The following is an 11,437-nucleotide window of genomic DNA, read 5'->3' as shown; positions in this document are numbered from 1 at the left end:
ATCACCGCCGGGGCGGGTGGCACCGGTCCGGCCGCGGGGCGCCCGGGACCGCGCGCCACGCCGGCTGACCGGCCTGGCGGGCCCGGCGCCGCTGGTGCGGGTCGGCGCGGCGCCCGACGCCCCGGTCGTCCCGGTCGCGTCGGGCTCGGCCAGCCCGGTCAGGATCCGCGACCGCATGCGCTCGCGTGCGTCCTGGTCCGGTCCGGTCAACGGGGCGAGCGCCCGGACCAGCGCGGCGGCCTGGTACTCCGCACCCGCCGCCGGTCCGTCCGGCCCTGCCGTTGCGCTGTCCACCATCAAGCTCCGGCTCGGTCATTCATGCGATTCTCGCTATATTCAAACGATTGATCTTGCCTCAAGTTACGGCGGCCTCAGCGCAGGTCCGAGGGCAGCAACTGAGCCAGCCGCCGCACGGCCCGGTGTTGTAACGCCTTCACCGCCCCCTCGTTACGGTTCATGATCTCGGCCGTCTCGGCGACCGACATCCCGTGCAGGAACCGCAACACGATGCATTCCCGCTGGTCGTCGCCGAGCGTCTCGACGCAGCGCAGCAGCGCCTCGGCGGTGACCTTGGACAGCACCTCGTGCTCCGGGCCGGACTCGGTCCGTGGGTTGTCCACCTCGGCGGTGACCACCTCGAGCCGGAACCGGCTGGACTTCACGTGGTCGAGGACCAGGTTGCGGGCGATCGTGACGAACCAGGCGCCCACGTCCCGGCCCTGGTAGCTGACCGAGCCGATACGACGTAACGCGCGCAGGAACGTCTCGCTGGTCACGTCCTCGGCCAGCCCCCGGTCGCCCACCCGGAACAGCACGTAGCGAAACACCACGTCCACGTAACGGTCGTAGAGCTTGGCGAAGGCCTCTCGATCGCCTTCCTGCGCGGAGTGCACCAGCTGCCAGGACTCGCCGGGCCCACTGGTCTCCGGTACCTCAACCACCTGGGATGCGTCGATCTGCCGCAGGGTCATGTTTCGCTGGACGCCGGCCGGCCCGCCCGGCTCCGGCTGAGCAGCGTACACCGGCGCGGCTGACCTCGACCGTTCCTGGGGCGTCATGGGACAGTCAGGTTCTCGCACATCTGCGACGGTCCGGTGGTGCGTTCACCGTTACTTCTTAATCAACCGTGTTCCAGATATCCAGGCGGGGCTGCGCAACAGGTAGTCAACCGTGACGTCGCGAGGTCGTGACAGACTGCGGACCTGCGCCGATGAGCAAGGTGAGCGAGAGAGGTCCCCATGGTCGATGCGCTAACCGGCAATGTCGCCGATCTGGTTACCCAGGCCGCCGGCCGAGTGGCCGAGCACGCCGCGCTGATCGACCCGGCCGCCGGCCGCTCGCTGACCTGGCAGCAGACCGAGGACGCGGTGAACGCCTTCGCCGCCCGGCTGACCGAGGCCGGCCTGGCGCCCGGCGACCGGGTGGCCGTGGTGCTGCCCGGCGGCGCGGCCTTCTGCGTCGCGCTGTTCGGCGTGCTGCGGGCGGGTGGGGTCGCCGTGCCGATGAGCACCGAACTGCCGGCGCCCGAACAGCGCCGGGTGATCAGCGACAGCGGCGCCGGCCTGGTGGTCGGCCGACTCGCCGAGGAGGCCGGTGGCACCGCCGTGCCGGAGCCGGACCTGGCCGCGACCGCGGCGGCGCCCGGCGCCCCCGCGCGGGGCGGCGAGGACCTCGCGGTGCTCTGCTACACCTCCGGCACGGCGGGCGTGCCGCGCGGCGTGATGCTCTCGCACCGGGCCCTGCTGTCCAACGTGGAACAGTGCGCGGAGCTGCGCCCGGCCCCGGTCAACCCCACCGACCGGGTGCTGCTCGCGGTTCCGCTCTACCACCTCTACGGGCTGGGACCGGGTCTGCTGCAGGTGGCCGCCGCCGGAGCCACCGCGGTGCTGATGGACAGGTTCTCCACCGAGGCCGCGCTCGACCTGTGCGAGCGGCACCGGGTGACCGCGATGGTCGGGGTTCCGCCGATGTACCAGGCGTTCGCCGCGGCCGGTGGCGAGCGGCTGGCCACGGCGCTGGCCAGCATGCGGCTGCTCACCTCGGGCGCGGCGCCGCTGCCCGCCTCGGTGCTCGGCGCGATCCGGCAGACCACCGGGCTGAACGTGTTCGAGGGCTACGGCCTCACCGAGACCGGGCCGGTGCTCACCTCCACGCTGGTCGGGGGGCTCGCCAAGGCCGGCTCGGTCGGCCGGCCGATCCCGGGCGTCGAACTGCGCCTGGTCGACACCGACGGGGTGCCGCTGACCAGCATCGTCGACCCGGACGAGCCGCTGGAGGAGCTGGACGAGGACGAGGTGAGCGAGACCGGCCTGGTGTCGGTGCGCGGACCGAACCTGTTCAGCGGCTACTGGCCGGACGGCGCCTACGGGCCGGACGCCGAGGGCTGGTTCCGCACCGGCGACGTCGGCTACCTCGACGCCGACGGCGACCTGCACCTGGTCGACCGGGCCAACGACCTGATCATCGTCAACGGCTTCAACGTGTACCCGCACGAGGTGGAGCGGGTGCTCGGCGAACTGCCCGGGGTGGCCGAGTCGGCCGCGGTGGGGGTGCCCGACGAGCGGTCCGGGGAGCGGGTCAAGGTCGTGGTGGCGCTGCTGCCCGGCGCCGAGTTGACCGAGGAGGCGGTGCGGGAGCACTGCGCAGCCCGGCTGGCCAAGTTCAAGGTGCCGGAGATCGTCGAGTTCGTCGACGCGCTGCCGCACTCGGTGACCGGCAAGCTTCGGCGGGCGAGCCTCAGATGATCGTCACGGTGCTCAGCCGGGTGGGTTGCACCGCGTGTGCGGCGGCCGAGGCCGACGTCGAGCGGATCTGCGCCGAGCTGGATGTGCCGTGGACCGTCGAGGACGTGGACACCGTCCCGGAGCTGCGGGCCGAGTACGGCGACCGGGTGCCGGTGATCCTGATCGACGGCGTCGAGCACGGCTACTGGCGGGTCGAGGAGGACCGGCTGCGGGAGGCCCTCGTCCGGCGGTAAGCGTCCGGTAATCCCGGACGGCTTGAACCTTTGGCCGCGATGAGCCGAAATAGGGGTGTGGACGTACTCGAACGGCCGGCCCCCGCTCCGGCCGAGCCCAGGCTCGGCGTGCCGGTGGCGATCCTGGTGGGCGTGCTGTCGGTGGCCGCGGCGCTGGCCGCCGGACACCTCGTGGCCGGGTTCATCGGACCGACCGCCTCCCCGTTCCTCGCGGTCGGCAACTCCGCGATCGACCTGACCCCGCAGCCGGTCAAGGACTGGGCGATCCGCGCCTTCGGCGTGCACGACAAGCTGGTGCTGCTCATCGGCATGGGGCTGGTGCTGCTCATCCTGGCGGCACTGGCCGGGCTGCTGTCCCGGCGCCGGTCCTGGCCGGGGGTGGCGCTGGCCGCCGCGGTCGGCGGGTTGGGCTTCCTGGCCGTGCTCGGCCGCCCGGATCTCGGCCAGCTCGGCGTGCTGGCCCCCGCCGCCAGCCTGCTGACCGGGGTGCTGGTGTTCCGCTGGCTGCACGGCCTGGCCCGGCGCGCTGAGTCGGCCAAGAACGGGGGCGCCGAGTCGACCGACGAGACCCGGCGGGCGTTCCTGCTGTCCTCGGCCGGGGTCGCGGTCGGCGCCGGCGTGCTCGGCGGCGCCGGCCAGCTGCTCTCGGTGCGGGTGGACGTCGAGGGCTCCCGGGCCGCGATCGGCTCGCTGGTCCCGGCCGAGCCCGCCCCGCCGGTTCCGGCCGGAGCCGACTTCGCCGGCAACGGCACGCCCCGGTTCCTCACCGCCAACGAGCGGTTCTACCGGGTGGACACCGCGCTGACCGTGCCCCGGGTGCGGGCGCAGGACTGGCGGTTGCGGATCCACGGCCTGACCGACCGGGAGGTCAGCTTCAGCTTCAGCGACATCCGCGACCGCCGGCTCGTCGAGCGGCCGGTGACCCTGACCTGCGTGTCCAACGAGGTCGGCGGCGAGTACGTGTCGACCGCCAACTTTGTCGGGGTGCCGATCCGCGACCTGCTGCTCGAGGCCGGGGTGCGCCCCGGAGCCGAGTCGGTGCTGTCCACCAGCGCGGACGGGTTCACGGCGAACACCCCGGTCGACGCGCTGCTGGACCAGCGGCGCGGCGCGCTGCTCGCGATCGGGATGAACGGCGAGCCGCTGCCGGTCGAGCACGGCTTCCCGGCCCGGATGGTGGTGCCCGGGCTGTACGGCTACGTGTCGGCGACCAAGTGGGTGGTGGACTGGGAGCTGACCACGTTCCAGGCGCGGGAGGGCTACTGGATCCCGCGCGGTTGGGCGGCCAAGGCGCCGATCAAGACCCAGTCCCGGATCGACTCGCCGCGCCCGGATGCCACCGTCCCGGCCGGCCGGTTGGTGGTCGCCGGTATCGCCTGGGCCCAGACCGTCGGGATCGACCGGGTCGAGGTGCGCCTGGACGAGGGCGCCTGGCAGCCCGCCGAGCTGGCCACCGAGGTCAGCCTGGCCACCTGGCGGATGTGGCGGGTCACGGTGGACGCCGGCCGCGGTGAGCACAAGGTCGAGGTGCGGGCCACCGACCGGACCGGCCGCACGCAGACCGACGAGCGCACGGCCCCGGCGCCGGACGGGGCGACCGGATGGCATGCGGTGGAGTTCACGGCCGCGTGACTCGCGCCCGCGGGTCGCACCGCCGGCTGAGCGGGCGCTGCACGCGTGGTCTACTACTGCTTGAGCGGCTCTCGCCCACCGAGGTGTGTCATTGGTTATGCCTCTGGCCGGCGACTTTGTGCATGTGTTCACAAGCAGCTACCGTGTTCACATTCCAGGGCGAGTTCTGTCGAGGAGTTTTGGCGTGGCGCAGCGTGGCCAAGGTGATGGGATCGGCAGAGCCACCCCAGCACCGAGTGATGCGGAGATCACCGCACCGATCCCCGCGGTCGCCGGCGGTTCCTTCGACGCGTCCGTCCCCGCCGCGCGGGACCGGGCCCGGGCCATCCCGGAGGCCGCGGTCGCCCGGCTCGCGGTCTACCTGCGGGTGCTCTCGGCCATGCGGGAGCAGGGTCTGGTCACGGTCTCCAGCGAGGAACTGTCCGTCGCGGCCGGCGTGAACTCGGCGAAGCTGCGCAAGGACCTGTCCTACATCGGCTCGTACGGCACCCGGGGGGTCGGCTACGACGTCGTGCTGCTGATCGGCCAGGTCGAGCGGATCCTCGGGCTGACCCGCAAGCACAGCGTGGCCGTGGCCGGGATCGGAAACCTCGGGCACGCCCTGGCCAACTACGGCGGCTTCCCCAGCCGGGGCTTCCCGGTGACCGCCCTGTTCGACGTCGACCCCGACCTGATCGGTATTCCGGTCGGCGGAATCACCGTCAATCACATCGACGACATTGTGCGGGTGTGTTCAGAACGCGAAGTTTCCATTGGGGTTATTGCCACCCCGCCCGCCGCCGCACAGGCTGTTTGCGATCGGTTGGTGGAAGGCGGCGTCGAGTGCATCCTGAATTTCGCTCCCGTAGTACTGCAGGTCCCTGACACCGTAGAGGTCCGCAAGGTCGACCTGGCGGTCGAACTGCAGATCCTGTCCTTCCATGTGGCTCGCCGGGCGGATGGCGCCGGGCCGGCACCCCAGGTCAACGGGGTGGTGACGCCGGTGCTTGACCGCGGCATGGACGGGGTGGTGATCAGGGGATGAGCATCCTTGCGGTCGGAATGTCGCATCGGACCGCCGACCTCCGGGTTCTGGAACGTGCGGCGGTGCCCGGCGCGGAGCTGGGCAAGATCCTCGACGAGTTGCTCGGCTGCGCCGCGGTCTCCGAGGCGATGCTGGTCTCCACCTGCAACCGGGTCGAGGTCTACACCGTCGTCGACGGGTTCCACGCCGGGCTGGGTGACGTCGTCGGCGTGCTGTCCCGGCACGCCGGGCTGGACTCCTCGGTCCTCTACCAGCACCTCTACGTGCACTACGCGGCGGCCGCCGCGGAGCACCTGTTCACCGTCGCGGCGGGCCTGGACTCGATGGTGGTCGGCGAGTCCCAGATCCTCGGCCAGGTGCGCGCCGCCTACGGCGTCGCCCGCACCGCCGGCACGGTCGGCCGGACCCTGCACGAGCTTGTCCAGCAGGCGCTGCGCGTCGGCAAGCGGGTGCACACCGACACCGGACTCGACCAGGCCGGCCGCTCGGTGGTGGCCGAGGCGCTCACCGACGCCGCCGCGACCCTCGGCGGGCTGGCCGGCCGGCGGGCGCTGATCGTGGGCGCCGGGTCGATGGGCGCGCTGAGTGCCGCCGCGCTGCGCCGGGCCGGGGTGGCCCGGATCGTGGTCGCCAACCGCACCGAGACCAGGGGCGCGCGGCTGGCCACCACGCTGCGGGCCCAGGGCCTGACCGCCGACGCGGTCGGGCTGGCCGAACTGCCGGCCGCCATCGCCGAGGCCGACGTGCTGGTGTCGGCCACCGGCTCGGCCGATGCCGTGATCGCGGCCGGCATGGTCGGGCCGCGCCCGGCCGGAGCGCCACTGGTCATCTGTGACCTCGGCCTGCCCCGCGACGTCGACACCGAGGTCGAGGCGCTGCCCGGCGTCGACGTGGTCGACCTGGAGCGGCTGCGGCGCCGGCTCGGCACCGCGCCCGGCGAGCTGGACACCCGGCGCGCCGCCGAGATCGTCGCCGAGGAACTGCGCGACTACCTGGCCACCCAGCGCAGCGCCGCGGTCACCCCGACCGTCACCGCGCTGCGCCGGCAGGCCGCCGAGGTGATCGACGCCGAGCTGCTGCGGCTGGACTCCCGGCTGCCCCACCTGGACCCGGGCGTGCGCGCGGAGCTGACCAGGACCGTGCGCCGGGTCGTCGACAAGCTGCTGCACACCCCGACCGTCCGGGTCAAGGAGCTGGCCTCCGGGCCGGCCGGCACCGGCTACGCCGACGCCCTGCGCGAGCTGTTCCAGCTCGACCCGCACATGCCGGGTGTGATCGTCACGCCTGCCGCGGATGGTGAGGCTGGGTGACCAGGACGATCAGGGTAGGGACGAGAGGGAGCGCTCTCGCCCTGGCGCAGACCGGTCTGATGGTCGACGCGCTGGAGCGCGCGGGCGCCACCGTCGAGTTGATCACCGTGAGCACGCCGGGCGACCGCTCGTCGGCCCCGGTCGCCGAGCTGGGCGTCGGAGTGTTCACCTCGGCCCTGCGCGACGCGCTGGCCACCGGGACGGTCGACGTCGCGGTGCACTCCTACAAGGACCTGCCCACCGCGCCCGACCCGCGGGTCTCGCTGGCCGCGGTGCCGCTGCGGGCCGACCCCCGGGACGCGCTGGTGGCCCGGGACGGGCTGACCCTCGGCGAGCTGCCGCCCGGTTCCCGGGTCGGCACCGGCTCGCCGCGCCGGGCCGCTCAGCTCGAGGCGCTGGGCTTCGGCCTTGTGATCGTGCCGATCCGGGGCAACGTGGACACCCGGATCCGCAAGGTCACCGAGGGTGAGCTGGACGCCGTGGTGCTGGCCAGGGCCGGACTGCACCGGCTCGGCCGGCTGGACGTGATCACCGAGGTGCTCGACCCGATCCAGATGCTGCCGGCCCCCGCCCAGGGTGCGCTGGCCGTGGAGTGCCGGGTCGACGACGTGGACGTCGAGCACCTGCTCCGGTCCACCCTGGACGACCCGGCCACCCGGGCCGCGGTCGGTGCGGAGCGGGCCCTGCTGGCCGCGCTGGAGGCCGGCTGCAGCGCGCCGGTTGGCGCATTGGCCGATGTAGTGGAAGATCTCGAGAGTGGTGACGAGCCGGGCACGGATCGGGTGGTCCACCGGCTGTCGCTACGCGGTGTTGCCGCGGCCAACCTGTCGGACCGCGGAACTGGGGATGGTCAGGCCGTCGTGCTGGTGCGTGCATCGGCCACCGGTGACCTGACCGAAGGGGAGCGGCTCGGCCGCGCACTGGCCGCCGAGCTGCTCGAGCTCGGGGCTGGGGTGTTGTCCGGCCCGGAGTCGTGAAGAGGTAGTTGATGGGAAGTGTGGGTTGATGACCACCCGTGTACGTAAGAGTCCCGGGCGTGTGGCGTTCGTCGGCTCCGGGCCTGGTGACGCGGCGTTGCTCACCGTCCGGGCGGCCGACCTGCTCGGGCGCGGTGAGCTGCTGGTGACCGATCCGGACGTGCCGTCCGACGTGCTCGCCACCGCCAGCGCGGACGCCGAGATCCGGCCGGCCGTCGGCGACCCCGCCGACGTGGCCAAGGATCTGGTCGCCGAGGCGAAGGCCGGTCGGGTGGTGGTCCGGCTGGTGGCCGGCGATCCGCTGACCCACGCCGGGGTCGTGGCCGAGGCGCAGGCCGTGGCCCGCACCAGCGTGGCCTTCGAGATCGTGCCCGGCGTGCCGGCCGCGACCGCGGTGCCCGCCTATGCCGGCATCGCGCTCGGCCCGACGCACGCCGCGGTCGACGTGCGCGGCGACGTGGACTGGGCCGGGCTGGCCGCAACGCCCGGACCGATCGTGCTCAGCGCCACCGCGAGCCATCTGGCCGAAGCGGCCTCCGCGCTGGTCGAGCACGGCCTGGCCGCGCAGACCCCGGTCGCGGTCACGGTGGACGGCACCGGGTCGGGCCAACGCACCGTGGACACCACGCTGGCCGCGCTGGCCGCGGATGCAGGCGAGATCACCGGCCCGCTGGTGGTGACCGTGGGCGCCGCGGTGTCGGCGCGGTCCAAGCTGTCCTGGTGGGAGTCCCGGGCGCTGTACGGCTGGCGGGTGCTGGTGCCGCGCACCAAGGACCAGGCGGGCGAGATGAGCGAGCGGCTGCGGCTGCACGGCGCCATCCCGTCCGAGGTGCCGACCATCTCGGTGGAGCCGCCGCGCAGCCCCGCGCAGATGGAGCGCTCGGTCAAGGGCCTGGTCGACGGCCGCTACCAGTGGCTGATCTTCACCTCGACCAACGCCGTGCGCGCGGTGTGGGAGAAGTTCGCCGAGTTCGGCCTGGACGCCCGGGCGTTCTCCGGCGTGAAGATCGCCTGTGTCGGCGAGGCCACGGCGGCCAAGGTGCGCTCGTTCGGCATCGTGCCGGAACTGGTGCCCTCCGGCGAGCAGTCCAGTGAGGGCCTGCTCGAGGAGTTCCCGCCCTACGACGACATCCTCGACCCGGTCGAGCGGGTGCTGCTGCCGCGCGCCGACATCGCCACTGAGACGCTGGCCGCCGGCCTGCGCGACCGCGGCTGGGAGATCGACGACGTGACGGCCTACCGCACGGTGCGCGCCGCGCCGCCGCCGGCCGAGACCCGCGAGATGATCAAGACCGGCGGGTTCGACGCGGTCTGCTTCACCTCGTCGTCGACGGTGCGCAACCTGGTCGGCATCGCCGGCAAGCCGCACACCCGCACGCTGGTCGCCTGCATCGGGCCGAAGACCGCCGAGACCGCCCGGGAGTTCGGCCTGCGGGTGGACGTCCAGCCGGAGCACGCCACCGTGCCGGCCCTGGTGGACGCCCTGGCCGAGCACGCCGCCCGGCTGCGGGCCGAGGGCGCCCTGCCGCCCCCGCGCAAGACCAAGCGGGCCCGCCGCTGACGGGGCTTGCACATAGCTGAATACAGGGAGGGCGCGATGTTCCCCACCCACCGGCCGCGCCGGCTGCGGCGTACCGAGGCGCTGCGGCGGATGGTCACCGAGACCACCATCGCACCGCACCAACTGGTGCTGCCCATGTTCGTCAAGGAGGGTGCGGCCGAGCCGGTTCCGATCGGCAGCATGCCGGGCGTGGTCCAGCACACCAGGGACAGCCTGCGCAAGGCCGCGCACGAGGCGGTCGAGGCCGGCGTCGGCGGCCTGATGCTGTTCGGCATCCCGATCACCAAGGACGCGGTCGGCTCCGGCGGAATCGACCCGGACGGGGTGCTCAACGTGGCGCTCCGTGACCTGCGGTCCGACCTCGGCGACGCCACCGTGCTCATGTCCGACGTGTGCCTGGACGAGTTCACCGACCACGGCCACTGCGGCGTGCTCGCGCCGGACGGCACCGTGGACAACGACGCCACGCTGCGCCGCTACGGCGAGCTGGCGGTCGCCCAGGCCGAGGCCGGCGCCCACCTGCTCGGCCCGAGCGGCATGATGGACGGCCAGGTCGGCGCGGTGCGCTCGGCGCTGGACGCCGCGGGCCACCGGGACGTCGCGGTGCTGGCGTACGCGGCGAAGTACGCCTCGGCGTTCTACGGGCCCTTCCGCGAGGCGGTGGAGTCGTCCCTTGAGGGCGACCGCCGCACCTACCAGCAGGACCCGGCCAACGTGCGGGAGGCGCTCCGCGAGGCGCGGCTCGACCTCGACGAAGGCGCCGACCTGGTGATGGTCAAACCCGCGATGAGCTACCTGGACGTGGTCCGGGCGGTCGCCGAGATCTCCGACGTGCCGGTCGCCGCGTACCAGATCTCCGGTGAGTACGCCATGGTCGAGGCGGCCGCCGAGAAGGGCTGGCTGGACCGGCGGCGGGCCGTGCTGGAGACGCTGACCTCGATCCGCCGGGCCGGTGCGGACATCGTGCTGACCTACTGGGCCACCGAGGTCGCGGGCTGGTTGCGCACCGGTTAACCCGTTTGGGTACGGTCCCGCCGTGAACGCGAAACCGGACGAGCCGGACGACGAGCCGGTGATGCCGACCGCCGACGAGGCGGCCGCGGCCCGGCAGCCGCTGGACCGCAGGCCGACGCCGGTGCGGTACGCCATGATCGTGTGGATCACGGCGGGCGCGTGCGGCGTGCTCAACGCGATCATCCTGATGGCCAACAAGCAGGATCTGATCAACACCTGGATCCGGACCAAGGAACCGGACGTCACCAACGAGCAGATCATTCGCGGCGCCAACACCCTGCTCTGGACGTTCATGGTCGCGGCACTGGTGTTCGCGGTGCTGTTCGCGCTGTTCGCCTACAAGGCGCAGGACGGGATCCGCCGGGCGCGGCTGTTGCTGACCATGCTCGGCCTGGTCACCGTGCTGTTCTACTTCCTCATCCTGCCGACCCAGTTCGGGCTGATGACCGCCCTGCTGGCCGCGACGGCCACGGTGCTGATGTACCTGCCCAGCTCGAACGTGTTCTTCCGGCCGACCGAACTGCCTACGTGACGGTGCTGTTCGAGGAACGGGGATCGAGCTGGTGGCCGGTGCTGTGGGGGCCGGTGTTCGCGGTGGCCGGGATCGCGGTCGAGGCGCTGTCCGGGCCGGTGCACTGGGTGGCCTGGCTGGTGGTCGGAGTCGGGCTGGCCGCGGCGGCGGCCGGCTGGGTGCGCGCCCGGCGGCGGCTGCTCGGCGTGCGGCTGACCGCCTCGACCCTCACCCAGGGGTCGGAAACCCTTGCGGTGGCGCGGATCGCGGCGGTGGACGGGGAGCCGCCGGCGCGCGCCCGGGTGCTCGGTGGCGGCTGGACGGTGCCCCGCCGGTTCACCGGCGTGCCGGTGCGGCTCGACGACGGTCACATCGTGCTGGCCTGGGCCAGGGATGGCGACGGTCTGCGGGCCGCCTTGCACGGCGTGGTC

At 73.0% G+C, this 11,437-nt stretch carries 12 protein-coding genes; 10 read left to right on the top strand and 2 right to left on the bottom strand.

The genetic code is table 11. The features are described 5' to 3' along the window. A partial coding sequence (locus VFO68_RS24780) for a hypothetical protein (protein WP_325160775.1) occupies positions 1-297 on the bottom strand: 297 nt, incomplete at its 3' end. A gap of 74 nt (positions 298-371) precedes the next feature. After that, positions 372-971 carry a sigma-70 family RNA polymerase sigma factor gene (locus tag VFO68_RS24775; protein ID WP_414635564.1) on the bottom strand — a complete coding sequence of 200 codons (600 nt, stop codon included), beginning with the start codon at positions 969-971 and terminating at the stop codon, positions 372-374. Between the two features lie 267 nt (positions 972-1,238). On the opposite strand from VFO68_RS24775, the gene VFO68_RS24770 reads away from it, so the two are divergent. The 10 genes from VFO68_RS24770 to VFO68_RS24725 all read left to right on the top strand — a co-directional run. Next, complete coding sequence (locus tag VFO68_RS24770) at positions 1,239-2,744, top strand: AMP-binding protein (RefSeq protein ID WP_325160773.1); 1,506 nt, start codon at positions 1,239-1,241, stop codon at positions 2,742-2,744. Continuing rightward, positions 2,741-2,977 (top strand): glutaredoxin family protein, encoded by a 237-nt coding sequence (locus VFO68_RS24765; RefSeq protein WP_325160772.1) that lies wholly within the window; start codon positions 2,741-2,743, stop codon positions 2,975-2,977. The genes VFO68_RS24770 and VFO68_RS24765 overlap by 4 nt, the downstream gene beginning before the upstream one ends. Before the next feature lie 39 nt (positions 2,978-3,016). Then, entirely contained in the window at positions 3,017-4,609 is a 1,593-nt protein-coding gene (locus VFO68_RS24760; RefSeq protein ID WP_414635563.1) for a molybdopterin-dependent oxidoreductase, read from the top strand. A gap of 97 nt (positions 4,610-4,706) precedes the next feature. Next, positions 4,707-5,633: a redox-sensing transcriptional repressor Rex gene (locus tag VFO68_RS24755; protein WP_325160770.1), complete on the top strand. Its 927-nt coding sequence runs from the start codon at positions 4,707-4,709 to the stop codon at positions 5,631-5,633. Then, positions 5,630-6,943 carry a glutamyl-tRNA reductase gene (locus VFO68_RS24750; RefSeq protein ID WP_325160769.1) on the top strand — a complete coding sequence of 438 codons (1,314 nt, stop codon included), beginning with the start codon at positions 5,630-5,632 and terminating at the stop codon, positions 6,941-6,943. The genes VFO68_RS24755 and VFO68_RS24750 overlap by 4 nt, the downstream gene beginning before the upstream one ends. Beyond that, complete coding sequence (gene hemC / locus VFO68_RS24745; RefSeq protein ID WP_325160768.1) at positions 6,940-7,920, top strand: hydroxymethylbilane synthase; 981 nt, start codon at positions 6,940-6,942, stop codon at positions 7,918-7,920. Before VFO68_RS24750 ends, hemC begins: the two co-directional genes overlap by 4 nt. A 28-nt stretch (positions 7,921-7,948) precedes the next feature. Next, positions 7,949-9,481: a bifunctional uroporphyrinogen-III C-methyltransferase/uroporphyrinogen-III synthase gene (locus tag VFO68_RS24740; protein ID WP_325160767.1), complete on the top strand. Its 1,533-nt coding sequence runs from the start codon at positions 7,949-7,951 to the stop codon at positions 9,479-9,481. 36 nt (positions 9,482-9,517) lie between these two features. Beyond that, positions 9,518-10,495 carry a porphobilinogen synthase gene (hemB, locus tag VFO68_RS24735; RefSeq protein WP_325160766.1) on the top strand — a complete coding sequence of 326 codons (978 nt, stop codon included), beginning with the start codon at positions 9,518-9,520 and terminating at the stop codon, positions 10,493-10,495. 22 nt (positions 10,496-10,517) lie between these two features. Then, the gene (locus VFO68_RS24730) at positions 10,518-11,027 is read left to right on the top strand and encodes a hypothetical protein (RefSeq protein WP_325160765.1); all 510 of its coding nucleotides are present in this window, start codon (positions 10,518-10,520) and stop codon (positions 11,025-11,027) included. Beyond that, on the top strand, positions 11,024-11,437 hold a 414-nt coding region (locus tag VFO68_RS24725; protein WP_325160764.1), incomplete at its 3' end, for a hypothetical protein. The genes VFO68_RS24730 and VFO68_RS24725, both read left to right, overlap by 4 nt.

This window comes from Actinophytocola sp., assembly GCF_035712165.1.
In the GTDB taxonomy this organism is placed as follows: Bacteria; Actinomycetota; Actinomycetes; order Mycobacteriales; family Pseudonocardiaceae; genus DASYTH01.
The sequence above is the reverse complement of the archived record's forward strand: the minus strand, read 5'-3'. Positions and strand labels throughout refer to the sequence as shown.

Bases quoted from the DNA above. Each gene is read 5' to 3' on its own strand.
- VFO68_RS24775 (WP_414635564.1), bottom strand. From the start codon at position 971: ATGACCCTGCGGCAGATCGACGCATCCCAGGTGGTTGAGGTACCGGAG.
- VFO68_RS24770 (WP_325160773.1), top strand. From the start codon at position 1,239: ATGGTCGATGCGCTAACCGGCAATGTCGCCGATCTGGTTACCCAGGCC.
- VFO68_RS24765 (WP_325160772.1), top strand. From the start codon at position 2,741: ATGATCGTCACGGTGCTCAGCCGGGTGGGTTGCACCGCGTGTGCGGCG.
- VFO68_RS24760 (WP_414635563.1), top strand. From the start codon at position 3,017: ATGAGCCGAAATAGGGGTGTGGACGTACTCGAACGGCCGGCCCCCGCT.
- VFO68_RS24755 (WP_325160770.1), top strand. From the start codon at position 4,707: ATGCCTCTGGCCGGCGACTTTGTGCATGTGTTCACAAGCAGCTACCGT.
- VFO68_RS24750 (WP_325160769.1), top strand. From the start codon at position 5,630: ATGAGCATCCTTGCGGTCGGAATGTCGCATCGGACCGCCGACCTCCGG.
- VFO68_RS24740 (WP_325160767.1), top strand. From the start codon at position 7,949: ATGACCACCCGTGTACGTAAGAGTCCCGGGCGTGTGGCGTTCGTCGGC.
- hemB (WP_325160766.1), top strand. From the start codon at position 9,518: ATGTTCCCCACCCACCGGCCGCGCCGGCTGCGGCGTACCGAGGCGCTG.